General features: G+C 69.9%; 21 protein-coding genes, 1 tRNA gene and 1 pseudogene. 8 read left to right on the forward strand and 15 right to left on the reverse strand.

Annotation, left to right across the window (positions count from 1 at the left end; genetic code table 11):
* Nucleotides 1-104 precede the first annotated feature (104 nt).
* From OHQ87_RS23705 to OHQ87_RS23760, 12 genes and pseudogenes are all read right to left on the reverse strand, one after another.
* Complete coding sequence (locus OHQ87_RS23705) at nucleotides 105-1,724, reverse strand: hypothetical protein (protein ID WP_328341278.1); 1,620 nt, start codon at nucleotides 1,722-1,724, stop codon at nucleotides 105-107.
* On the reverse strand, nucleotides 1,721-2,575 hold the full coding sequence (locus OHQ87_RS23710; RefSeq protein ID WP_328341280.1) for a protein phosphatase 2C domain-containing protein: 855 nt from the start codon (nucleotides 2,573-2,575) through the stop codon (nucleotides 1,721-1,723). Before OHQ87_RS23710 ends, OHQ87_RS23705 begins: the two co-directional genes overlap by 4 nt.
* Nucleotides 2,572-3,249 (reverse strand): vWA domain-containing protein, encoded by a 678-nt coding sequence (locus OHQ87_RS23715; RefSeq protein WP_328341282.1) that lies wholly within the window; start codon nucleotides 3,247-3,249, stop codon nucleotides 2,572-2,574. The genes OHQ87_RS23710 and OHQ87_RS23715 overlap by 4 nt, the downstream gene beginning before the upstream one ends.
* 188 nt (nucleotides 3,250-3,437) lie before the next feature.
* The gene (locus OHQ87_RS23720; protein ID WP_145920661.1) at nucleotides 3,438-4,562 is read right to left on the reverse strand and encodes an IS630 family transposase; all 1,125 of its coding nucleotides are present in this window, start codon (nucleotides 4,560-4,562) and stop codon (nucleotides 3,438-3,440) included.
* 785 nt (nucleotides 4,563-5,347) lie between these two features.
* Nucleotides 5,348-5,422: transfer RNA gene (locus OHQ87_RS23725), tRNA-Lys, on the reverse strand.
* A 383-nt stretch (nucleotides 5,423-5,805) separates the two neighbouring features.
* A complete protein-coding gene (locus tag OHQ87_RS23730) occupies nucleotides 5,806-6,015 on the reverse strand; it encodes a hypothetical protein (RefSeq protein WP_328349120.1) in 210 nt (69 codons plus the stop codon).
* Nucleotides 6,005-6,187: pseudogene (locus OHQ87_RS23735) on the reverse strand (transposase); the annotation flags it as partial. The pseudogene OHQ87_RS23735 and the gene OHQ87_RS23730, both read right to left, overlap by 11 nt.
* Before the next feature lie 60 nt (nucleotides 6,188-6,247).
* Nucleotides 6,248-7,594 (reverse strand): DUF4407 domain-containing protein, encoded by a 1,347-nt coding sequence (locus OHQ87_RS23740; RefSeq protein WP_328341285.1) that lies wholly within the window; start codon nucleotides 7,592-7,594, stop codon nucleotides 6,248-6,250.
* On the reverse strand, nucleotides 7,587-9,029 hold the full coding sequence (locus tag OHQ87_RS23745) for a hypothetical protein (protein WP_328341287.1): 1,443 nt from the start codon (nucleotides 9,027-9,029) through the stop codon (nucleotides 7,587-7,589). The genes OHQ87_RS23740 and OHQ87_RS23745 overlap by 8 nt, the downstream gene beginning before the upstream one ends.
* On the reverse strand, nucleotides 9,026-11,050 hold the full coding sequence (locus OHQ87_RS23750; protein WP_328341289.1) for a hypothetical protein: 2,025 nt from the start codon (nucleotides 11,048-11,050) through the stop codon (nucleotides 9,026-9,028). Before OHQ87_RS23750 ends, OHQ87_RS23745 begins: the two co-directional genes overlap by 4 nt.
* Before the next feature lie 289 nt (nucleotides 11,051-11,339).
* Complete coding sequence (locus tag OHQ87_RS23755; protein WP_328348968.1) at nucleotides 11,340-11,939, reverse strand: toll/interleukin-1 receptor domain-containing protein; 600 nt, start codon at nucleotides 11,937-11,939, stop codon at nucleotides 11,340-11,342.
* Between the two features lie 777 nt (nucleotides 11,940-12,716).
* Nucleotides 12,717-14,018: a helix-turn-helix domain-containing protein gene (locus OHQ87_RS23760; RefSeq protein ID WP_328341291.1), complete on the reverse strand. Its 1,302-nt coding sequence runs from the start codon at nucleotides 14,016-14,018 to the stop codon at nucleotides 12,717-12,719.
* A gap of 101 nt (nucleotides 14,019-14,119) precedes the next feature.
* Here OHQ87_RS23760 and OHQ87_RS23765 point away from each other — a divergent pair, with 101 nt between their 5' ends.
* Nucleotides 14,120-14,512, forward strand: a complete 393-nt coding sequence (locus OHQ87_RS23765; protein ID WP_328341292.1) for a hypothetical protein — start codon at nucleotides 14,120-14,122, stop codon at nucleotides 14,510-14,512.
* Here the strand turns inward: OHQ87_RS23765 and OHQ87_RS23770 are convergent.
* A complete protein-coding gene (locus OHQ87_RS23770; RefSeq protein ID WP_328341293.1) occupies nucleotides 14,502-14,948 on the reverse strand; it encodes an HIT family protein in 447 nt (148 codons plus the stop codon). The genes OHQ87_RS23765 and OHQ87_RS23770 overlap by 11 nt on opposite strands.
* A 241-nt stretch (nucleotides 14,949-15,189) precedes the next feature.
* Between OHQ87_RS23770 and OHQ87_RS23775 the strand changes: the two genes are divergently transcribed.
* From OHQ87_RS23775 to OHQ87_RS23790, 4 genes are all read left to right on the forward strand, one after another.
* On the forward strand, nucleotides 15,190-16,518 hold the full coding sequence (locus OHQ87_RS23775; RefSeq protein WP_328348969.1) for an NAD(P)/FAD-dependent oxidoreductase: 1,329 nt from the start codon (nucleotides 15,190-15,192) through the stop codon (nucleotides 16,516-16,518).
* Nucleotides 16,519-16,541: 23 nt separating this feature from the next.
* On the forward strand, nucleotides 16,542-18,095 hold the full coding sequence (locus OHQ87_RS23780; protein WP_328341295.1) for an aminotransferase class I/II-fold pyridoxal phosphate-dependent enzyme: 1,554 nt from the start codon (nucleotides 16,542-16,544) through the stop codon (nucleotides 18,093-18,095).
* A 217-nt stretch (nucleotides 18,096-18,312) separates the two neighbouring features.
* On the forward strand, nucleotides 18,313-19,194 hold the full coding sequence (locus tag OHQ87_RS23785) for a hypothetical protein (protein WP_328341297.1): 882 nt from the start codon (nucleotides 18,313-18,315) through the stop codon (nucleotides 19,192-19,194).
* Nucleotides 19,191-20,036, forward strand: a complete 846-nt coding sequence (locus OHQ87_RS23790; RefSeq protein WP_328341299.1) for a hypothetical protein — start codon at nucleotides 19,191-19,193, stop codon at nucleotides 20,034-20,036. Before OHQ87_RS23785 ends, OHQ87_RS23790 begins: the two co-directional genes overlap by 4 nt.
* Nucleotides 20,037-20,109: 73 nt before the next feature.
* Here the strand turns inward: OHQ87_RS23790 and OHQ87_RS23795 are convergent, their stop codons facing one another.
* Nucleotides 20,110-20,601, reverse strand: a complete 492-nt coding sequence (locus tag OHQ87_RS23795) for a hypothetical protein (RefSeq protein ID WP_328341301.1) — start codon at nucleotides 20,599-20,601, stop codon at nucleotides 20,110-20,112.
* Nucleotides 20,602-20,885: 284 nt separating this feature from the next.
* On the opposite strand from OHQ87_RS23795, the gene OHQ87_RS23800 reads away from it, so the two are divergent.
* The gene (locus OHQ87_RS23800) at nucleotides 20,886-21,278 is read left to right on the forward strand and encodes an SCO5389 family protein (RefSeq protein ID WP_328341303.1); all 393 of its coding nucleotides are present in this window, start codon (nucleotides 20,886-20,888) and stop codon (nucleotides 21,276-21,278) included.
* 101 nt (nucleotides 21,279-21,379) lie between these two features.
* On the opposite strand, the gene OHQ87_RS23805 is transcribed toward OHQ87_RS23800, so the two are convergent.
* Nucleotides 21,380-21,772: a Fur family transcriptional regulator gene (locus OHQ87_RS23805; protein WP_328341305.1), complete on the reverse strand. Its 393-nt coding sequence runs from the start codon at nucleotides 21,770-21,772 to the stop codon at nucleotides 21,380-21,382.
* 198 nt (nucleotides 21,773-21,970) lie between these two features.
* Between OHQ87_RS23805 and OHQ87_RS23810 the strand changes: the two genes are divergently transcribed.
* Nucleotides 21,971-22,444 carry an RrF2 family transcriptional regulator gene (locus OHQ87_RS23810; protein WP_328341307.1) on the forward strand — a complete coding sequence of 158 codons (474 nt, stop codon included), beginning with the start codon at nucleotides 21,971-21,973 and terminating at the stop codon, nucleotides 22,442-22,444.
* Nucleotides 22,445-22,523: 79 nt separating this feature from the next.
* Nucleotides 22,524-23,750 (forward strand): MFS transporter, encoded by a 1,227-nt coding sequence (locus OHQ87_RS23815; RefSeq protein ID WP_328341309.1) that lies wholly within the window; start codon nucleotides 22,524-22,526, stop codon nucleotides 23,748-23,750.
* The last annotated feature ends 69 nt before the right edge of the window (nucleotides 23,751-23,819 follow it).

A 23,819-nucleotide genomic window follows, 5' to 3' on the forward strand; every position in this document is an offset into this window, starting at 1 on the left:
CGCGGCCTGGTCGCGGAGCTGGGTTTCCCTGTCGAGCAGGGGCGTCCGCTGCCACCGTCGACCGCTGCCACCGTCAACGACCTTCTACACAAGGGTGCCAGCGGTCACGGGCAGTACGACCGGGCCGGCGCGGAGAGCGAGCCGACACCGTACCCGTCGTCGTCGGTGACGAGCGACAGCCGGGAGCGCCAGCAGCCGGACGACGAGCCGGCACCGTCCGGGTCGAACACCACGTTGACCTGAGGGCTGCCGCCGGTCGCGGTGCGGATGCCGATGATCGTCGCGACGGGGAACGGGCCGTTCTTCGTCAGGGTGGCGGCCCGGACGAGCTGGGTCCGGCTCCGGTCGTCCAGGCGTGGTGCGTCGGCGTTGATCCCGCACAGGAAGCGACGGACGGCGGTGACCGAGGACTTCGTCCGGGCTGACGTCCGGTTCAGGCCACTGCCCACCTTGACGTCGCTGAAGAGACAGGGCCGGGCCAGCGGAAGGAGCTTCTCCAGGTCGATTCGGGTCGGCAGGGGCAGGCCGGGATACCGGGTCGCCCCGGCCGCACCGCCGGTGGGCGTGGCCAGGCCCGGGATGCCCGGCGACAGCCGGGGATAGGACGGTTGCCCGACCAGTCCCGTCGGCAGACCCGACCCGGCCCGGTAGGGCGTGTCCGGGGAGTCGTCGTTGGCGCTGATCAGGCCGACCATCACCGCTATCGCGGCCAGCGCCGCGACGAGCAGACCCCAACCTCGGCCGGCCGGTCGGGGACCGGCCACCGCGGGCGCGGGGACGACGCGGCGTACCGGGTCCGCGCGGGCGTCGTCCGGGCGGGTCGGCTCCGGGCCGGTCGGGGGAGCGGCAGCCCGTTGCGGCGGTGCCGTCGGCGGGGTGCGGCGCATGCTCCGCTCCAGAGCGTCCGACCACTGCTGCGGAGCGGGCCGCAGGTGCGGGGCGGGGTCCAGGCTCCGGCCGGCGAGGGTGACCAGTTGCCGGTCGAGCCGCGGCCGGGCCGCCTCCGGGTCACGGGTCTGCTGGTCACCGGCGAACAGGCGCACCGCGAGCAGGCCGAACTTGTACGCGTCGCTGGCGGGCGTGGCCAGTTCCTCGGCGTCCGCGTCCGGCACGTGCCACTCGGGGGTCTCGGCCTGCGCCAGCACCGAGTCGCCGTGCAGCCGCATCGCGTCGCAGTCGATGAAGTAGCACCGGGGCCGGGAGTCGAGGCTGAACAGCAGGTTGTTCGGTGACAGGTCGCCGACGCAGACGCCGAGCCGGTGCAGCAGGGTCAACGCCTCGCCGGTGTCCCGCAGCAGTTCGAGACGCAGCCGGTCGTCGATGTGCAGCCCACGGTCGAGCAGGTAGTCGTCGCTGTTCAACAGGTACTGCACCTGGGCCAGGACGGTGTCCGGTCCGCGCGGCAGTTGGATGCGGACCCGGAACCGGTCGGGTACCCGTGGCATCAGGAACCCCCGGACCACGCCCTCCTTGCGGACGATCGCGGTGGGCCAGGCGGCGAGACCGAGCAGAGTCTCCGCATCCGGCCCGGCCCCGGCGGCGAGCCGGACGAAGCGGTTCAACGTGGTGACGTCGACGTCGTCGACGAACCGGGTCGCGTACTCCTTGTAGACCCACCGGGGATCCTCGGTGAGGGCGTAGACGGTGCCCTGACCGCCGGTGCCGATCCGGGTACGCGGGCCGAGGGCGGACAGGCTCACCTCGGGCGGCAGCGGGCCGGTCATGACGGCTCGGGCGGCACCGGCCAGACGGCCAGCACCGTGCGGTCGTCGTCCCACGACCCGCCGGTGAAGTCGAGCATCCAGGCGAGCCGGGTCATCGCGGGAGGCGTGGTCAGCGCGTCGCCGAACAGCCGCCCGAGGTTCCCGGTGCCGGGGCCGAGCGGCTCGGCGAAGCCGTCGGTGGCCAGCACCAACACGTCGTCTGCGGCGAGCGTCACCGCCACCGGGTCGACCTCGGCGGGCACCCGGGGCAGGGCAGCGACGCCGTCCGGGAGCAGTTCGTCCTGCGGGTCGGCCGGGTCGGTGAACAGCGGCTCCCAGCCGCCGTCGCGCAGCCGCCAGGCGGCCGAGTCGCCGACCCGGACCAGGTGGGCGACCGCCCGCCCGGGGCCGTCCGGCCGGACCAGGGCGACCACCACGGTGCTGGCCAGCAGCGTCTCGGCCCGATGCGGATCGGTCTCGCCCAGTTGCCGCCCGGCGTACTCCACCAGTGCCCAGCCCGCGCAGCGCAGGAGGTCGTGCCAGTCGACGGTGTCGTCGGCGCGTAGCAGGTAGTCGACGACCGTCCGGCACACCATGGTCGCGCCCAGGTGGGACAGCGGGGCGTTCGAGACCCCGTCGGCCACCACCGCGATCACCGAACCGGCCACCGTGGCCAGCGCGAAGTCATCCTGCCGGGGTACGCCGGACGCCCGGTGGCCGGGCCCGCGCACCGAGGCCCCCCGTACCTCGAAGCCGGCCGCCGCCCAGCCGTCGACCACGGTGTCCGGCCGGTACGGCTGCGTCTGCGGGGCACGGGCCGGCACCTCCGGGCCCGGCACCCCGATCAGCGGCGGCGCCCAGTCGAAGCTCACACCACGTCCACGGCCATCCGGAAGCTGTCCGGCCGCTCCACGACCAGCTCTGCGGTGTCACCCCCGACGGCCTGCCCCGACCTGATGACGCTGCGGGTCAGCGCGGTGCAGAACTCGGCGATCGCGAAGCCCACCTCCACCCCCGGCGTGGCCACGAACGCGAACTCCGGCCGGGTCGCCACGTGCAGAATCGTCTCGGCACGCGCCTCACCGATGCCACACGCGATGATGTTCGGCGCGGTCGGGGTGCGCTCCCGGTCGGTCAACTCGGCGTAGACCGGCTCCCACTGGCCCGGGTCGGTCGGCTGCCCGTCGCTGAGAAAGAACACCGCCGGCCGGTGCACCGCGAAGCCCTCCCGCTTGAGGGCCCGCACGTCGGCCGGGATCCGGTCGATCAGCAGACTGAACGCGACGCCGTAGGCGGTCCCGGCCCGTACCGACAACTGCGGCAGCGCCGTCTCGTTGCGCAGGTCGGACAGGGCCGAGTGGACGATCACGTCCTCGGAGAAGCCGATGATCGAAAACCTGACCTTGGCCGCCGCGAGGGGCTCGCGCAGCAGGGCGTCGTGCAGCGACTGGAGCCCGGCGTTCAGCTCACCCACCACCGGCGTCATGGAGACGGACTCGTCCGCCACCAGGTAGACCGGCAGCACCCGCCCGGCAGTCTCCGCCATGCGCACCCCCAACCGTCGTCAGTGGACGGCTTCAACGTAACACCGTCCGTCTATGTGGCGATGGCGGTCCGCGACGCCCCACCCGGCCGAGCGGCTCAAGCAGGCGTGCCTGGATGGCCGGCTGGACGAGGAGACCTACGCAGCAGCCGAGGCAGAGCTAGTGCTGTGACCGGAAACGTTGGCCGGTTTCAGGCCGCCGTTTTGGCGGGGGTCTGACCCCAGCGGCGTTGTCGTTCGGAGCGGATCCGGGCTCGTTCGCGGCGTTGGGCGGCGAGGACGTCGGGGTGACGGGCGTTGGCGTTGCGCCAGCGCAGGTAGTTGTGCAGGGCTTGGGTCGCGGCGGGATGGTTGGGATGGTTCGACCCGGCCACGACGAACATCCGCAGCGGTCCGAAGTGCGCCTCGATCGGGTTCGCCCACGACGAGTACGTCGGGGTGAAGCACAACTCGACCCGGTTCCGGGCCGCCCACTGCCGGATCTTGACGCCGCGATGCGCGGAGAGGTTGTCCAGGATGACGTAGACCGGCGCGCCGTCAGGGCGGGCGGCCCGGATGCTCTTGAGCGCTGCCAGGGTGTTCGCCGCGGACTTTCGCCGGCGCACGACACCCCAGAGGGTGTCGTCGCCGACGCTGTAGCAGGCGTGGAACTGCCGGACCCCGTGCAGCTTGTGGTAGTTGCCGGGGAGCCGGTCCGGATGCCCGGCCCGAGTCCAGGACGCGCCAGCGTGTGGCCGGATCGTCAGCGGCCCGAACTCGTCGAAGGCGAAGACCCGGTCCGGGAACGCCGTGGTCACCGCCTCGATCCGGGCGAGTTTCGCCTCAGCGTTCGGGTCGTTGGTCTCCTTCCAAGTCTTCGTCCGCTGGAAGGTGATGTCGTGGCGGTGCAGGAACTCCCGTAGCCGTTCCCGGCCCACGAGCACCCGACGCGGGCCGTGGTTGTGAGCCAGGTAGTCCGCGAGTTTGCGCAGGCTCCACCGGGTGAACGGCTGGCCGAGCGCTTGCGGTCTGGTCTTGGCCGTCGCGACGATGAACGCTTCGTCGTCTTCACTGATTCGGCGGGGACGGCCACCCGCCCACCGAGGGTCCAGGCAGGCCAGGCCCATTTCGTTGAACCGGTGGATCACCTCACGGACCGCGTCCTCGTCCCCCTGGACCAGGCGGGCGATTGCCGCGACGGTGTTCCCACTGGCCGAAGCCATGATCACCATCGCCCGACGCAACCGGATCGGAGACCCGGTCCCACGCCGCACGATCTGCTGTAGTCGCCGGCCCTCGTCATCACTGAGCCGACGAGCCCGGACAGGTTCTGCCATCCCGACAGCCTGAACCCTCCACCAGCCACCACCACGACCACTGACCGGCGTGTCACCCAACCCGGCCAACGTTTCCGGTCACAGCACTAGACGCGGCGACCGGCTGCCTACGAGACGGATCCGCCACCAACCGCAGCGGGTTCCTGATGTCCCTCAAGCGGCTGCAAGGCCTGGTTGCCGACGTCTCTGAACTGGCCGTCAGGCTGGCGATGATCATCACGGCCGCGCGAGGCATAGCGTGACAACGCACTCCACCCACAACGTCGCCCAAGGCAGCGCCTTCGTCGGCGCACAAGCGGGCGTCATCACGGGCGGCGTCCGACCTTCCACCTGGCGCTGAACAGCGGCGAGACGATCACCATGCAAGTAACCGGGACCGACACCGAACCGACCGCACCAAACGAGGACCCCGGCCCAGTCACCGAACTGACCATCGACGCCTCGGGACTCCGCCAAACCCTGCACGTGCTGGAGGGCGTCGCGGCAGAGGGCAGGGACTGGGTACGACTCCACCGAGAGCAGGCCGACGACCGGCTCGCCGAGCTCTCCCGCCGCACCAGCGACCTACTCGACTATGGCACCAGACCAGCCAACGACCGAAGCGCTGGCAGTGCAGGCGACTGCTGACCGCTTGGACGAGCCGGGCGCGAGAGGGATCCCTAGGCCTACTGCCATTCCTGGCTGGGGTGCTCGGCGGGTGCTCATATACTCCGGCCCAAATCCGACAATGGCCCCTTAAGGGGTCGTCGATAAGAAGTGACGTCTGGCTATTTTCCCAGTTCAGATGGTGGGCCGCCTGGGACTCGAACCCAGAACCTAAGGATTAAAAGTCCTCAGCTCTGCCATTGAGCTAACGGCCCGCTGCGCCACAGGCTACCCGAATATTACCGACCGCTCGTCTCTGCCGGTCGGGCCCGTCGGCCCCGCAGTCACGATCTCACGCCGCCACGCCAGCGCCCGTTCACGTCACCGCGCACATCCGGCCGCCGCCACCCGATGCCTTTGCACAAAGTGCTCTCGGCGGGGTGCAGCGAACTCACCGCGATCCGGCACTGGTCCGCCGCTGCGGCACCCCGCCCGGAGGTGGCCACCGGTACTACATAAAGTTCGGGTAGACCGGGCGAGCGCAGCCCCCGGCAGGTACGGCCCGGCGGAGTCGGACGGCGTCCGCTCCATAGGCGGCGCCACGGTGCAGACGTCCGCGTCCGGCTGATCCGACCGGTCGACGGCAGCTACTCCAGTGTCACTTGGCCTGTCTGCGCTGGTAGTGGGATCGGCGGGCTCGGGCTTGGGATGTTCGTCGCCAGATCGACCAGTGCAGGATGTGCTCTGGCGGTAGCGCCACGGCGAGGACGAGGGCGTTGAGGAGTCGGCGGATCTCGGCGACGGTCAACGCGATGATCTCCGCGTCGGCGTGGGTTTGCTGCGCGGTGGCGGTGGCTGTTCTCGACACGTCCGGCGGTGCCGGTGTACTGCCGCTGCACCCCGACCGAACACAGGCCCTTCTTCAGGAACCCGGTCTCGTCGCAGGCCAGCACCGCGTCGGGGTGGCCGAACTGTTCGACCAGCCACTCTCGCACGTCCTCGCGGACGGCGTCGGCGTCCCACACCGCTGTGCGTAGCAACGCGGTGGCCGTCTTCATGCCCGCGCCACGCCCAACGCCGAAGCCAGGTGACGTTGAGTACTAGGCATCACCACGCAACCGGCGAGCCAACTCCTCGATCTGCGCGTCGAGCCCGGCCTGGCGGTCGGCTTCGGCGTCGCGACCATGCTCCTCGATCCGTTCCTTCCGGAGCCGGACGGCCTGCTCGTTCTCTTGGATCTGCACGTCGAGATCGCCGATTTCCCGCTCGACGTGGTACTTCAGCGTCCTCTCATGCAACCTGTCGTCGACGATCAGCTGACGGGAGAGCATGCCGTCGTACGTGCTGAACCGGCTCAGCCTCTTGATGATCACGGGCAGCGCGTCCACCAAGACCAGCAGCAGCCGCAGCAACCAGGAGTAGACCAGTACGGAGCGGTTCTCGCTGGTGAGGTGTTCCAGGGCCCGGCTCTGGTCGAGCAGACCCGGCTTTTCCAGCTTCGCCGCCTTCCCCTCCGTCTTCTCCTTGATCGTCGCGGTGACCGCCTCGGCGTAGACCTGCCTGACGGTGCTCAGCTGACCGTCAATCTTGGCGATCTCGGCGCTGGTCGCATCCAGTTCCGCCTGCCGCCGCGACCTCCCGCTGTCGGCGATGTACGTCGCCGTCTCGCTGCGCAACTGCCGGCAGTTCGGCCCCTCGCCCACCTGGCCGCTGAGACCGGTTCCCCGCGTACCGTTGCATTCCCGACGGGCGAGGTCCTCTCGCCGTCTGATCTCGGCGTCGATGACTTTGATCGCCTCCTGGATCTCGACCCGTTCCGCTTCCTTGGCTGACTTGCTTCCCAGCAGGGGCTGGGGTGGCCCAGGAATGTTGAGCGCGAATTCCCGGGTGCAGCCGGCAGGGTCGGCGGGCGGCTCTCCGGAGAGCGTGTTGCACCGCTTCAGGGTGCCCTCATACGTGTCGATCAGGCTGGTGCGTTCCTTGCCGATCTGGGTGTTCACATCCGAGCTGAACATCCACAGCAGCAGCGGTTCCGCGACGACCACACCCATCAGGATCGAGATCGCCAGCCGGGCGAGGAACATACCGGCCCGCATGCCGCTCGTGCCGTGCGTGTCGGCGACAAGCCGACGGTCTAGCGTGAGAATCACGTGGCCCCACAGCATCGCGGCCGGGATCAACGCCGCGACCGGCACGCTGTGCGAGCCGAGCAGTACCAGCATCGACAGTGCCGCCATCAGGCCGGTGTTGAGCAGGACCCCGCCGAGCAGGCTGTACCGGTGCCTTTCCTCAGGAGCCCAGTCGAGGATCGACTCCTCGACACCCGCGATGTGGCGCAGGAAGTACCCGACGCCGCGTCGCGCCGGTTTCCCCGGCCGATACGGACCCCGCTTCAGCACGCCGGTGTCCTCGTCCGTCCGGGGTAGGAAGCGCTTCCCGTCACTCATCTTCTTCGAGTACCCCGCCGCTTCGGTCCTCTCCGCTCTCGATCTCCTCTGGGGACGGGAAACGTCCATCGACCGCCGCCGCCCGCCGGTCGTCGACCTCGGGCTGTGGCATGTGCATGACCTCGGCAAAGAGCGAGCTGCCGCCGAGGTCGGTGGTGTTGAAATGCCCCTGGGCGGTCATCGTCTTGAGCATCTCGAAACGCATGGTGTCGATGCGCTGGGCGTCCTCTCGTTCCATCCGCTCCTGGCGCAGCCGGTCCTCGCGGGCCTCCTTCTCGCGCCTCTGCGCGTCGACCCGCTTCTGCGTCTCGCGCCGGCGCTCCTGCTCCGCCCGGCGCTCGTTGTCCTCCTGCTGCCAGCCCCGTTCCACCTTGCGTTCTTCGAGGCTGGCCGCCCGCAGTGCGAGCTGGGACTCACGTTCCTGTACCGCGTCCCGCACCGCATGCTCCCGGGCGCTGTCGTCGATCGCCTTGAGGCTGGCGGCCAGCCCCTGCGCGTCGAGTTGACCGGCGGCGTACGCGGCCAGCAGCGCCCGTTTGGGATCGCCGTTGATCATCTCGACGTTCTTGTCGAACTCGCTCCGGGCCACCTCCCCGCGGCGTCGGATCAGTTCCAGCTCATGATCCGCTTCCGTCGATGCCTTGCGCAGGCCGTGCGCGTGCCGCCATTCCTCGATCTCCAGTTCCTGCGCGGAGGCCGAGGACGTCTTGCCCAGATCGTGATCGTGGGACCGGCCGTCGAGGTCCAACTCGTGGTCACGCCGGCCGCTCTCCAGCGACTGGCTGTGCGCCGTCGTGCTCATCTCCTTGCGTTGCAGGTACTCGAGTTCGTTCCAGTCCAGCCGATGCGCGAATGTCGACCTGCGCACGTCATCCTCGAAGTCGACGATCGCCTTGGGACTGCTCACTTCGACGTTGGCGAACCGGGCCTGCATGCCGGATACCCTCGCCGGCACATGGGTCAGATACGCTCTGACCTGCGCACTCACCAGTCGACGGACGGTGTTCACCTGGGTCAGTCTGTGGTCGAGCCCCAGCTCGAAGATCCGGTTGTGCGCCTTGAGATGCCCCTGGAGCGCCTCGTACGCGTCCACGCCACCGCTGACCACGGCGACCGGATCGGTCACCGTGCACCGGAACGTCACCAGCACCTCGAAGTACGACGCATCCGCCGACGGGATGCGCAGGGAGGCCACCACAAGAGCGTCACGACGCATGTCCACGATGCTCACGTTCGTGGCATTGAGGAATCGCTCGTCGGTCGGGACGATCCGACCGTCGTCGACGACGAGTTCCCCGCCGATCCGGTACACCAGGGACTGGTGCGCGGAGGGACGCGGCAGATCCTCGGCCCGGTGGCGGCGCCGGCCGAGCCACCGGGTCTTCTCGGCCGGGTTGAGCGTCCGGCGTTCAAGGATGGGGTAGGGGGCGGTCATGCGGTTCCTCCGGGATAGATCTTTCTGGCGATAGCGTCGAGACAGGCGACGAGTACCTCGGCGAGCGGTTCCTTTCGGCCCTTGCGTGCCTGCTCGTCCACCTGCATGAATGCGTCCTTGAACGTGTGCCGCTCCCGTGGCGGTAGGGCGTCGGCCAGGGCGGTGCCGAGATCGCGGGCGCGCGTCGCGGGCTCCGCGCTGATGTCCCGCAGCGCGTGCAGCCCATGCCGCAGCGCGTAGAAGGCCTCCCACCGGAGCGGGCGAAAGACGAGTACACCGGCCCAGATACGGGCGATCACCGGCAGTCGATTCGGATTCGCGTCCAGGTACTCGACGATCGCAGGACGACCGGTGCGGATGCTCCGGGATAGGACGACCGCCATGGCCGCCGTCATGGTGAGATTCCGCAGCCGAGTGAGCTGGTTCGCCGGCACGGGACCTCTGCGGTCCTTCGGCCCGTCACCGGTGCCGAAGTCACTCATCTTCTTGTCCAGCAGGTTGAGCACGGTGGCCGGGTCGCCGTCCTCGTCGTCGCTGAGCGTGGCGAACAGTGCAGCCATCGCCGCGCACCCGGCCGGCCACAGCTCACCGTTCTGCGACATGATCTGCCACAGCCGGTTCACCGCCTCGGACGGGAAGAACACGCCGAGCTCGCCGCCGAACGCGATCACCGCCGTCCGCTGTCGATGCACGTCCCGACTGCGGGACCAGGCCACTGCCATCCGCAGGGCGATGGCCTGCAGGCCCTCCCGGTGGCACATGTACCACAGGGCGTAGGTGGCCGTCACCTGACCGGCCCAGCCTCTCGTACCCGCGGCCCACGGCTCGACATAGCAGCGCAGTACCTCATGCACGCTGGAGCAGGCGAGCCAGGCCAGGCCGCTGGCCACAGTGACGTGACTGTCCTCGTCCTCGGTGATCACCTCAGTGAGCCACTCACGGATCGCGTCCCAGAAGTGGATCGTCTGGGTGCGCCAGAGTTCCGCGAGTACGTGCCGGCGGAAGGCCTCGTTCGTGAAGGTGATGACCTGGACCGTCGCACCCATCCAGGGCGCGGTGCGTATCTCCAGCAGGCCGCCGCCGTGCACCCGGGACTCACGCTCACCGAAGATGTCGGCGTCCTCCTTGCGGATCTCCGCCTTGGCCCGCCCGTCGGTGACCCGGTCCGCCATCACCTCGTGCAACCGCTCCAGCGACGTCTCGTACGTCCGCACGTCGGCGCCTTCGAGGAAGCACAGGGCCGCGACGGCGATGATGTCCCGGTGTCCGGGTCGGCCGGCGAACCATTCCAGGACGCGCCGGCCCACCCTCTCGTCGAGCCTCGCCAGCGCCTCACCGGTGGACAGGTGCTCGTCACGAATCATCCGAGCCACGGCTACCAGGTTCGTCAGTGAGGTGTCGTCGCCGAGCGCGGCGATCACGTCGTGCACCACCGTCTCGACGCCCTCGATGTCGCCCAGCTGCGCCCGCAGCACCTTTTCCGGCGCCGGCACCTCCCAGGCGAGGTGCGGCACCGATCCGGTCGTCACGGCACCGATCACCGAGGTGGTGATGACGAGATGTGCCTCCGATTCGTGGATGCGTTCCTTCACATTCGACCAGGTGAAATCGAGGTCGATCCGCTGCCGTTCCGGTACGTGGTCGAGCATGAGATAGCCGTAACCCGCGCTGTACGTGCGCTCCGCGAGTTCCCTGGGGGACAGGGTCGGTGACAGCACGATGAGCGGACCGTCCGTGACGTGGCGGAGCAGGTTGATCCCGCCCGCGCGCCTTCCGACACCCGACCGACCCTCGATGACCACGACCCGGTTGTGCCGCAGATTCTTGAGCACCCCGTCGAAGCACGGCGGTCTCGCGTAGCGGTCGACGACGGCCTCGGTCTCCTCCGGGTCGAGCCGGCCGGTGACCTTCCGGTGGCCGCCCGCCCGGCGCTCGCTTCCGTCCTGAACACCGAATACGGCACCGTTGGTTGCCACACCGCCGTAGAAGTTGTTGGTGACGGCGGCGATCCGGTCGGTCACGTCGTCGGATCGTCCGTGGCCCGCGGTCCGTTGCGCCCCGCGTGGCATCGCGGTGTCGTCGGCCAGGCTGTCGAGGCCGAGAGCCGATTCCGCCGTCCGCTCCGGCGCGTCGTCGGAGTCGTCCGACGCAGCGGACTCCGAGGCCGGCGAATCGACGACCGGTGCCTCTGCTGGCCGCCCGCCCGGCTGACCCGGTGGGGGCGCCGGGAAGGGGGACTCCGGTGACGACGACCTGTGCGCGGCGGCCGTGGCGGTCGGATCGGGTTGGGCGGCTTCGCCCGGCATCGGCCTACTCACCCCGGTGCACCGCCACGCCGAACACCGCATGATCGGCGTTGACCTGCTTGTGGAAGTTGTTGGTGACCGTCGACTGCCCCGTCGGCGCGTCGTCGGGGCGTCGCTTCGCCCCCTGCCCCGTTTCTGCGACCGGTGGCCCACCGAGAAGGGCAACGAGCTCGTCCGCCACACGTTCGATGTCCTGCTCGATGCCCCGAAACCGGAGGGTCCGGTACTGGTGCAGCGGCAGGCCACGCAGATCCTCCGGCAGGTCTTCCGGGATCGGCAATTTTGCGTCACCGACCAGGACAGGCACCACCCGAATGCCACGGCGCAACGCCTCGGCGATTTCCCGACGCACGAAGTCGGACGGGTCGTCGATACGGCGCCGACCGTTCTCACCTGTCTGCAACCAGCGGCTTCCGATCACGGCGACGAGGATGCGGCACTCCCGGATCGCTGCCCAGATCCTGCCCGGATAGCGCTCGCCTGGGCTTATCGTTTGGTAGTCACGGAAAACACGCTCACCGATGCGACTTCTGAGCGCCTGGTCGATGAGCAGAGCCGCGAGCGGTTCGTCGGCGGTGCGGTAGTTGACGACAATATCAATCATGGTCACGAAACCTCTCGAACTATCGGATGCAGGACAGGGGAATCACTCGCAACGGTGAGCACAGGATCGCGGCCCATCCGCCGCCTCGGTCAGCAACGGACCGCTCGTCGACGAAGTGTCATTCCTTGCCGGATCGACAGCGTCGCAGTCGCGACCAGTCGTCAGCAAGCGGTTGTCCGGTGGGTACCGGACTGGACGACGGGACGAGAAATCGAGCACTGCGGACGACCTGGACAGCGGTCAATCGGAGGCCCGAGGACCAAAGGACAGGCGTCGGTCAGGTGTGCGGATTTCCCAGCTTGATAGGGCAGGTGACGCTGCACCCCCGGGGCCACTCGCTGATTGACACGCATCGTACGCCGGTTGACGGTGGTATCTTCTCGCCGGACGCCGGTCGAAGCTCACGGTGCTGGCGGATCGATCGGAGAGGCCACGCACACCGGAACGCCGGCACTGCTGACCCTGCGGAAGGGTCGCTCGACCCGCTTCGGTGAGGTGCATCTGCGATTTCGCAATCTCCGACAGGGCTGCGCTTACGGATTGAGGTGATCACCGCCAGAACGGGGCCGGCGTGCCGTCGCCGGTCAACTGGTCGAAAGTGTCGGCGACACCAGTGCGGCAGCGCTGAGTCAACCGTGAGGCTCCGTTTTTGCCACCCCCTCGCATCTCCGGCCTCATACGGTACGCATGGATTCGGCCAGACCGGATCCGTGCCACAGGGGTTTCCCGTTGCCCAACGGACGGGGCGGGTGGAAACGCCAGCATCCGCCGCCACAGTTAGCTGATGCTGGGTACGTGCAGGACGGCGTGCAATGTCGGCAACAATTCACGGACGTCGGGCTCGCGGCGCCACCGGGTGAGCAGGTGGCCCAGCCGCGCGAGGTCGGACCGCACGGTGGCGGAGTCGACGTGAACCGCTGGCTCGAGCAGGGCGGTCACCACGGCGCAGGCTCGTTCTGGTTCGGCCGCGTCGGCGTACGCGAGCGCCAGCCGAACACCGAACCGGACCCGGGTGCGGAGCGCATTCGGGGGCACCGAACCAAGCTGCTGTTCGAGAATCCGCACCGCTTCGGCCGGCTGACCGAGGTCGTACAGGCACCAGCCGCGAGCCATCCCCGCCGGGTCGCTCAGCGACGACGTGCCGACCACCGGTGTGCCCGCCGGCACGGGCGCGAGCGCCAGCTCTTCCGCCGCCTGATCGAGAGCCCGTCGGCAGGAATGCTCATCTCCACCGAGCGCGTGACCCTGCGCCTCCCGCTGGGCGGCAAGCCCACGGATGCGGTGGTCGACAGCGGCGGCTCCGGCTCGTCGCGCCAGTGCCACCGTCTGGGACGCGTCGTGGCGGTACAGGGAAACCAGTGCTCGGCGGACGTCCGCGTACGCCACGAACTGGGTGTCACCACCGGCCGCGGCGAGATGCGCTGCCCTGTCCGTCCAGGCCAGCGCGGCGCGGTCGTCACCCGCCTCCTGCAGGCACCAGCCCGCGTACTCGGCGAACCGGGCGGCGAGCACCAGGACGGCCGGCCGTTCGTCGGCGCTCACCGTCGTCGCGAGCCTCCGCAAGGTGTGGGTCTGGGCGAGCGTGGCCGGCAGGACGAGCGTGGGCGACTGCCGCTGGCCGAGCCTGCGCAGTTCGCCGAAGATGGCGCGGAATCCCTCCAGGGTGCCGGCCGACAGGCCCCCGCCAGCCGACGCGTTCCAGTGACTGACCTCGGCCGCGCTCACGTCATCGACCGGAACGACCGTGAGCCGACCCGCACCGCTGCCGTCGAGGGTCAGCGTCCAGTCCTCGGTCACCTGGGCCAGCGGGTGCCGGTGTTTCCCGGTTGGCGTCTGCTCCGTGGAGGGTGTCTCTTCATGCGGGCGGACCGGCCCGCCGAGCCGACGCAGGGCCCCGTGGGCGCGCAGCACCGCGTCGCACTGCCGGGCAAGTTGGTCCGACGGTTCCTTCCTACCGTTTTCGACCTTGCTCAGATGGCTCTTGCTGTAGTGGACACGACGCGCCAGGTCATCGAGCGACAGGCCCGCCTCGTGCCGGAGCCGGCGGAGCTCATCGCCGAACCGCAGCGGGAAATCCATCCATACAGTGTCGACGCCGATCCGTTCCGCGACAACCGCCCGTCGAGCTTTCGCCCGTTATGGAGGGACACTCTGTGAGTGCCGGTTCCGATGCCCCTCGTATGAAGCACCTCGAGTTCCTCCAGGAGGTGATTGCCCGAATGGCCAACACGTCGCTGCTGGTGAAGGGGTGGACGACGACGATGTCGGTCACCCTGCTCGTGGCGTCGGTCGAGCGGCACAGCTGGCCGGTGGCGGCGAGTCTGCTGCTGCAGGTCCTCGTGTTCTGGTGCGTCGACGGCTATTACCTGCGCCAGGAACGATTGTTCCGGCGACTCTACGATGCCGTCCGGCTCGCCGACGAGACGGTGGAGCCGATGGCGATGAGTCCGCTGCGGTTCCGGGCCCAGATCACCTGGGCCGGCGCGGCGCGGTCGGTCACCCTGATGGCGTTCTACGGCACGATGGTGGGAATCGCCCTGGTCTTCGTCGCGATCGCGGCCATCACGGCCTGAGCTCCGCCAGCTCAGCCCGAATCAGCTCGGCGATACGTTCCCGTGCTGACGCCTGCTGCGGAGGGCGGGTCGGCCAGATCCGTCCCATGTGGTCGTCTTTCCACCGCGGTACGACGTGGAGATGCAGGTGGAACACCGACTGCGTCGCGACCTCACCCGCCGAGCTGATGAGATTCATGCCCTGCGGGCGCAGGGCCCGCCTGATCGCCGCACCAACGACCGAGGCCGCCCTCGCCACCGGCGCGACGTCAGCAGCTTCCCCGTCCCAGAAGTCGCGGAGGTGCCGCCGCGGCACCACAAGGGTGTGCCCCACCGCAGCTGGCCGGACCGGCGGAAACGCGATGACCTGCTCGTCCTCGTACACCAATATCACCGGTTCCCGTCCTGCGACGATCGCGCAGAAGACGCAGTCGGAACGCCGGGCGTCATTTTCCATGCTCACATCTTGCCGAGTCCGGTCGCTGGGACGTCGGCCCCACAGCGAAGGCCGCCACCGGTCCGTGCACCTCGGCGACGGCGATCGTCCGGTGGAGCGCGACGATCGGGGATCGGCCGTGAGTGTCAGTCACCGTCGGATGGGCGACACCTCGTCTTTTAAATCCACTGTGGACGTACGGTATGTTGCCCGCAGCCGTTGCCAGGCAAGCGCTCCCGCCGCCACCGCCGACGAAGGACCGATACAGATGTACGACGCGATCGTGATCGGTGCCCGCTGCGCGGGCGCGTCCACCGCGCTGCTGCTCGCCCGGCAGGGCCACCGGGTGCTGGTGGTGGACCGCGCCTCGTTCCCCAGCGACGTCATCTCGACGCACTTCCTCTGGCCGCACGGGATGTCCTACCTCAACCGGTGGGGTCTGCTGGACGAGGTCCTGGCGGTCACCCCGGCCCACACCACAGTCGAGGTGGTCAACGACGGCATCCGGCTCAGCGGTTCGGTGCCGCCGGAGCTGCTGCGGGAGTACTTCCGGGACCTGCACGGCGACGACTCGGGAGTGGTGCAGAGCTACGCCTCGGTGCGGCGTCGGGTGCTCGACCAGATCCTGGTCGACGCGGCGGCCGGGGCCGGTGCCGAGGTACGCACCAACGTCACCGTCCGTGAGCTGATCGTCGAGGACGGACAGGTCGTCGGCATCCGTGGGCGCGGCGTCGACGGGGAACCGGTCGAGGAGCGGGCCCGGATCGTGGTCGGCGCGGACGGCCGGAACTCGTTCGTCGCCCGCGCGCTCGACCTGCCGAAGTACGACGAGCGGCCCCGCTGCACGTTCGCCTACTGGAGCTACTGGTCCGGCTTCGACCTCGGCCCGGCCCAGCTGCACCGGCGCGGCCGGCTGGCCTGCGCGGTGGTGCCGACCAACTTCGACCAGAACATGGTCCTGGTCTGGGGGCCGAGTGAGTGGTCCCGGGAGTTCCGCGCCGACGTACCGGGCAACTACCAGAAGGCGCTGGACTTCGTCAGCCCCGAGCTGGGCGAGGTGGTCCGGCTCAAGGGGACCCGGCAGGAACGCATCTACGGCACCCTGGACCAGTCGGCCTTCCTCCGGCCGTTGCACGGCCCCGGCTGGGTGCTCGTCGGGGACGCCGAGTCGGCCAAGGACCAGTGCACGGCGATCGGCATGACCCACGCCTTCCGCGACGCCGAACTGGTCAGCGCCGCCCTCGACGGATGGCTGCGCGGTACCGCGTCCATCGACGAGGCGATGACCGGGTACGAGAGCCGCCGCCGGAGCCAGAACGCCGCCGCCTACCACGACTACGTCTGCACGCTGGCCGAGATGCGCCCGTACCGGCACGACGAGTTGCAGCTCTTCGTCGCGTTGCGCGGCAACCAGCAGGAGACCGACAGGTTCATCGCCACCCACGCCGACGTCGCCCCGGTGTCGGAGTTCTTCCAGGCGTCCAACCTCTTCCTGCTCAACGACGCCGCGAAGGAGTCATCCGCCGACCACCCGGTCTTCGCCGACTTCGCCGAGACGTCCCGCATGTACCAGCAGAACCTGTTCGCCTGAACACGCACCAGGGAGACGACACCGTGACCATCGAGCTGGACCAGCGTGAAGACGGCGAACTGATCGGGATCATCCTCCAGGCGGCCGGGCGGGGGGATTTCGAGACCATGGCGCGTACCGCGTCGGAGGTCTCCGAGATGACCCGCAACTGGGCCACCCACATCCCCTGGGACGACCTCGCCGCCCTCGACGGGGCCGACGGGGAGCTGGCCCGGGTCGTCGAGGACCTGACCGAGATGTGGGAGCCGGCCCACCTGCGCAACCCCGTCGACCCCGACGAGGAGTACGCGCTGGACAAGAACGCGTACGACTTCTACCGACCCGCCGGGCGCAACCTGCTGACCCGTACCGAGGACTTCTACGACTGGGTGCAGGCCCGCCGCCGTACCGAGACCTGGCAGTACTCCCGGGTGTTGGAGGCCGCGCCGGACAGCGTCGCCCAGATCACCAACGACCTGGGCCGACGCGCCCGGGGCATCAACTTCAACTCGCAGGACTACCTGTCGTTCAACACCCACCCGGCGATCCGGGAGGCGGCGGCCAGGGCGATGCACGACTACGGGCCGCACAGCGCCGGTTCGCCGATGGTGCTCGGCAACACCCGCATCTCCGACGACCTGGAAGCCGCCCTCGGTGACCTGGTCGGGCTCGACCACGTGACGCTCTTCCCGACCGGCTGGGCCGCCGGCTTCGGCGCGGTCGTCGGCCTGGTCCGGCAGTCCGACCACATCCTGATCGACCGGCTGGCCCACTCCTGCCTCCAGCAGGGTGCGCGGGCGGCCACCCGCAACGTGGTCCGCTACGAACACCTCAACGTCGAGGCGGTACGCCGGCACCTGACCGAGATCCGGGCCACCGACAGCCGCAACGGCATCCTGGTGGTCACCGACGGGCTCTTCTCGGTGGACGCCGACTGGCCGGACCTGGTCACCCTGCAACGTGTCTGCCGGGAACACGACGCCACGCTGCTTGTCGACGTGGCGCACGACCTGGGCTCGATGGGACCGGGCGGCACGGGCGTGCTGGGGATGCAGGGCCTGCTCGGCGAGGTCGACATCGTGATGGGCGCCTTCTCCAAGACGTTCTGCTCCAACGGCGGCTTCGTCGCGTCCCGCTCGCCGGCCCTGAAGCAGTACGTCAAGATGTTCGGCGGCTCGCACTTCTTCTCCAACGCGCTGTCCCCGGTGCAGACCGCCGTGGTGCGCGAGGCGGCCAGGATCATCCGCTCGCCCGAGGGGGACGTGCTGCGCGACCGGCTCTTCACCGCGATCCACGCCCTGCGCGACGAGCTGACCGGACGGGGCCTGACCTGCATGGGTGAGCCGTCGCCGATCGTGCCGCTGCTGATCGGCAACGAGAAACTGGCCCGTACGGCGAACCGGCTGCTCTTCGACCGGGGGGTACTGGCGTTCATGGTCGAGTTCCCGGTGACCCCGACCGGCTCGTCCCGGTTCCGGCTCCAGGTGCAGGCCGGGCACCGGCCCGAGGAGGCCCGCGAGGCGGCCCGGATCATCGAGGGCGCGCTCGCCGACTCCCGCGCCTACCTGTCCAGCGCGTTCGGCAGCGCGCCCCGCTGACCGGTGCACTGCCGAGCCGCGCCCGGTCCACTATGGCGTAGTGTGTCGGTCCGGTAGCCGTGCGGAGGTGAGGAGCGTGCCACCACGCAGACCGAAACGAGCGAAGGGCCAGCGGAGGCCGGCCGTACCCCAGCAGCAGCCGACGGTCCCGCAACCGGAGCCCCGTTCGCAGCCGGCGGCTCCCCAGCCACAGCCGCCGGCCACGCCGCAGCAGCCGGTGGACGAGCAGTCGGATACTGCGGCTGACCGGTCCTCACGGCGAAAGCTGCTGCTGGCGGCGGGTGGCGCGGCGGCCAGCGCGGTGATCGGCACGGTGATCGGCGCGGTCGCCAACCGGATCACCTCGTCGGAGCAGGCGGTACGCGACGACCGCGCGGTCGAGCAGGCCAAACGGACGGAGGCTCAGCGGAAGCCGCCGATCGCGGTCAACGCCTACTACTACAACCGCTCCGACGAGCCGGCGGCCTGGATCCTGCCGGCGCCGCTGACCGGCGACCAGCGGCGGGGACTCCTCACCCGACGGCATCAGTTCATCGACGAAGAGGTCACACGCGCCTTTCCGGACGCCGTGTACGGGGCGGTGGACGTCCCCGATAGCCGTCTCACCCGGGTGCTCACCCGGATCCGGATCTCCACGGTCGGCCAGTGGACCGGCCCGGTGTTCGTCAGGCAGATCCGCGCCCGGGTACTCAAGCGCTCCGCGCCGATGTCCGGCACTCTCCTCTTCCGGGGAAGCCAGGGTGACGGAGAACCACTGGAGATCGGTTTCAACCTGGACGAGCCGGACAGCATCGCTCGTGTGATCAACCCGAAGAACGACACACTCGGCGCGGCCTACGTGGACCGTCATACGCTGACCCTCTCACCGGGTGAACCGTTGACCATCGACGTCCAGGCGTACACCGACCGGTCGTACTGCGAGTGGGTCGTCGAACTGGAACTCGATCTCCAGGGCGAGAACCGCGTACAGGTGGTCGACGACCACGGCCGGCCGTTCCGCAGCACCGGCCTGGCCCCCCGCTACCAGGACCGCTACTTCGTGCACTTCACCAACGGCTGGACGGCGGACGGTGCCGGGCCACCCGTCTGGCGACTGTGAACACCGGCCGGCGGCAGACCGGATCAGCCCTGCTCGTCGTCGTCCTGGTCCTGCCCGCACTGCTGGCCTTCGGCATGGTCCGGCTGCTCGGCACGCGGGACGGCGGGAAAGACCGGGCGGAGCCGCCCCCGCCGGTGAGCCCGTCCGGCGCGGTCGACTCCGGGCCCGCCATCGACCTGGCCGCCCGGATCACCGGCACCGCGTACAGCACCGAGCTGACCTTCGAGATCAACCGGGACCGGGCCGAGGCGGGGCCACCGCCGCAGGTCGGAGACTGCCGCCAGTTCGCGGAGTGGGCTCAGCGCAACGGCGGTTTCCCGGTGGGCGGCGAGCCGGTCCAGACCCTGTCGGTGCACGCGCGGCGCAGTCTCGACGTGAACTGGGTATCGGTGACGGCGGTACCGGTCGCCGAGGTCGAACTCACCAAGGAGGACGGCCCCTGGGTGGAGCTGGCCTGCCGCGACGATGCCCCGTCCCCGTCCCCGTCCGTCCCCCGAGGCGAGGAGGAGGGGAACATCGACCGGCCGCACGTCCTCACCGCCGGGCAGACGATCGAACTGCCCGTCCCGCTGCAGGCCCCCGACGACACCGGTGAGGCGTTTCCGCGCGGCGTGGTCGACTACCAGCTCGACGTGCGGATCGAGATCGACGGGGTGGTACAGGAACACGTGCTGCGCAACGGCTCCGTCCCCTTCCGGTGTTGTGGACGCATCACCTACATGGGCTTCCAGGCGGCCCGGTACGAATGGCGGCTGTCACCCTCCCGCTCGCTGCGGTACTGCCCCGAACTGCGGTACACCCTGGAACCGCCACCGGAGCGGTGCGAGACCACCCGACGCTAGGTGGCCGGGGTCGGGGTGCCGGGCGCCCGCTGCCCCCGGGTGGGCCGGGGGCAGCGGGCGGCGCAGGTGCGGGCTAGGAGAACTTGACCGAGCCCGCCCGGTTGCTCCAGCCGTCGCCGATGTTGCCGAGGTTCGACGACTGATCGATCCACGTCGAGGCGGCGCCCCCGAAGTTCACCTTGTTGAAGAATTTGACGTCGCACTGGTTGTAGGTGTGCACCGAGCTGACCCGGTTGCCCCAGCCGATGCTGTTCAGGTCGTCCCACTGCCATTCATTGTCGTAGCCGGAGGTGCACTCGCGGGACTGGGTCCAGGTGAACGTTCCACCAGCGGTGTCGTAACCGGTGTTGTCGTAGAAGATGGCAATCGTCAGCGCCGCAGCCGAGACACCGCTGAGGCGTCGGGCCTGCTGCTGGTCGCTGGCACAGGTGATCCGACCGGTGTCCAGGTTGGCTATGCAGTGCCGGTTGGAGGATTGATCGGCGGTAGCAGCCACCGCAGGGCTCGCGGTGCCCACCACAGCGATGCTCAATAGCAGGGCGAGGGTGCTGATCGACTTTTTCACGCATGTCTCCCAGGTGAACAGCGAATGGGCCACGAACGGGACTGGTCACTTTCGTCGATGATCCTGTCACGATGAATCACCACGGGCGCTCTGAGCGAGCAATTAATCGAATGCCGGCGATGAAACTGCCAAGATGAGGGATGAGGGGCCGGCACCGTGCGTAGCGCCCTGTGCTGCGGGCTGGGCGTGCGGGCAGCCGGAGTGTCGGTGTTGACGCAGGTGGAGTGACGTGGTGTGCTCACAACGCTAATGAAAACCGTAGTCGTTATCATCTAAGGAGGATCATGTCTCTCACCGTGCCACCCACCCTGCTGGAAGCCGCCGAAGCGGGTCCGGTCGACGACCGGGAATTCATCGCCTGCGTACGGGACTCCCTGCCGTACGCCTGGCAGACCGTCAGCCGGGTCGTCGCCGATCTGGAGTCGTCCGGATCGGACCAGGCCGACAACTCCGTGCCCCCGCCCGGCGAGGCGGAGCGGGGCCAACTGCTGCGTGCGCTGGCCAGCGACGCCATCCGGTCCAGCCTGGAGCGCCACTTCGGGGTGAAGCTGGCGTTCCAGAACTGCCACCGGGTGGCCGCGTTCCGCCCCTCGGCAGTTGACGGCACGCCCTACCGCCGGTTCGTCTCCACCCGTGGGCAACTCCTGAACCAGTCCCCCGAGTTGCGGAACTGCTGACCCACCTCTGATCCGGCGAGCGGGCCGCGGCGCGGTCACGCACCTCGGCCCGCTCGCCGGACCGCACGCCACACCGGGCAGCCGGAAAGACCCGACGTCGGTCAGCTGGCGCAGGCCGCGCAGGTGCCGAAGATCTCGAAGGTGTGCCCGACCTCGGTGAAGCCGTGTTCGGCGGCGACCTGGTCGGCCCACCGCTCGACAGCCGGCCCGGCCACCTCGACAGTGCTGCCGCACTGCCGGCAGACCAGGTGGTGATGGTGCCGGCTCTGGCTGCACCGGCGGAACAACTGCTCGCCGCCGGGCAGCCGGGTGGAGTCGATCTCGTGGGTGTCGACGAGCAGTTGCAGGGTGCGGTAGACCGTGGTCAACCCGACCCGGGCCTTGCGGGCCAGCAGCATCTGGTGCAGTTGCTGCGCGGTGTGGAAACCGTCGACCTCGCGCAGCAACGCCAGCACCTCGCCGCGCTGGCGGGTGTTCCGGGTCACGTTCGGCATCGCCTGGGTCACCGTACCGCCGTCTCCGCTCGTCGCTCCGGCCGCCGACCGGCGACCGTCGCTGCTCCGCGCCCCCGTCGGTCCGCGCGGAGGCCGTGACCATTATGCGATGCGCATATGAGCACGCCATGCCCCCGAGCGGCACGGTATCGCGGACCACCCGGGCGAACCAGGATGTGTAATATCCTGGTTGTGCGGATGAGCGAGCAGGTCGAGTGGGGGCTGCACTGCTGCGTCACCCTGGCCTGGATCGGCGGCGACCACCCCATGCCCGCCGTCCGGCTCGCCGAGTGGTTCGCACTGCCCCCGGCGTACCTCACCAAGTGCCTTCAGGCCTTGACCAGGGCCGGCATCCTCCAGTCGGTGCCCGGCGCACGCGGCGGGTTCCGACTCGCCCGCCCACCGGCCGAGGTGACCGTGCTGGACGTGACGGTGGCGATCGACGGGGCCGACAACCCGTTCCGCTGCACCGAGATCCGCCAGCGCGGCACGGGGGTGGACCCCTCCGCGCCGGAGTTCCGCATCCCGTGCGCCATCAGCACCGTGATGCACCGCGCCGACCTGGCCTGGCGGCGTGAGCTGGCCGGTCACACCCTGGCCGACCTGCTCGCCGCCGCCCCAGCGGAGGCGGCCGAACGCACCCGTCGCCGCTACGCGCTGCTGCGCCGCTGACCACCCCGCCGCCTCCGCCCCGACCGTCGGCCACCACACCACCACACCACCGCGATGCCGCCCGCACACCGGAGACCTCATGTCCCACCTGCGCGCCCACGCCGGCCCGGGGCCGGCCGCCCCCACCCCGCCCCGGCGGGGCCTACGGTTCACGCTGATCCTCGCCGCCGGCACCTTCGCCGTCGGCACCGATGCGTTCGTGGTCGCCGGACTGCTCCCCGACCTGGCCGCTGACCTGCGGGTCTCCACCGCCGCCGCCGGGCGGTCGGTGACCGTGTTCGCGATCTCCTACGCGCTCCTCGCCCCGGTGCTGTCCACGCTGACCGCCCGGCTGCCGCGCCGGACGCTGCTCGTCGCCGCGCTGCTGGTGCTCGCCGCCGGGAACCTGGTCTCGGCGGCTGCCGGGACGCTGCCGGTGCTGATCGTCGGTCGGATCGCCGCCGCCGCCGGTGCCGCCGCGTACACCCCGAACGCGGGTGCCGCCGGCGCATCCCTGGTGTCGCCGGCACTGCGGGGGCGGGCGCTGGCCGTGGTGATCGGCGGGCTCACCGCCGCCACCGCGCTCGGCGTCCCGCTCGGCGGGCTGACCGGCCGGTGGCTCGGCTGGCGGGCCGCGCTCACCGCGGTGGCCCTGCTGGCGTTGGTCGTCGCGGTGGCCGTCCGGCTGGCCATGCCCGCGCTGCCCGGCGGCCCGGCGGTGCCGCTGCGTGCCCGGTCGGCCGCGCTGCGCCGCCCGGCCGTGCTCGCCGTGCTACCGCTCACCGTGATCGGGATGGCCGCCTGCTACACCGTGTACGCCTTCGCGGTGCCGACCCTCGGCGCGCTCGGCGTCGACGCCTACCAGGTCAACCTGATGCTGCTGCTCTACGGGGTGGGGGCGGTCGCCGGCAACGTCGCCTCCGGCTACGCCACCGACAGGTGGGGCCCGGTGCCGGTGCTGGTGGTCGGCTACGCCACGATGGCCGTCGCGCTGGGCGGGCTCGGCGCGCTCAGCATCGCCGGTCGCGCCCCGACACCACTGGTGGGGCTGCTGGTCGTCGCCTGGGGCGCGGCGAGCTGGTGCCAGACCCCGGCCCAGCAGCACCGGTTGATCGCCGCCGCGCCGCAGCAGGCCCCGCTTGTGGTGTCGCTGAACTCGTCAGCCATCTACCTCGGCATCGGCCTGGGCACCACGGCCGGCGGGGCGGCGCTCGCCACCGGCGTGCCGACCATGTACGCCCTCGGCGCGGTCGGGGCGCTGGTCGCGCTGCTGGTCCTCCAGTTCGGCCGGCACGTCATCCGCCGGACCGGGGCGGCGTCACCGTGATCCGCACCCCGGCCCCGACCGAGGTGCGATAGCGCCCGCCGCCGACCGAGGCGGGATCCGCGCCCGGCC

The organism is Micromonospora sp. NBC_00421 (assembly GCF_036017915.1).
Classification (GTDB): domain Bacteria; phylum Actinomycetota; class Actinomycetes; order Mycobacteriales; family Micromonosporaceae; genus Micromonospora.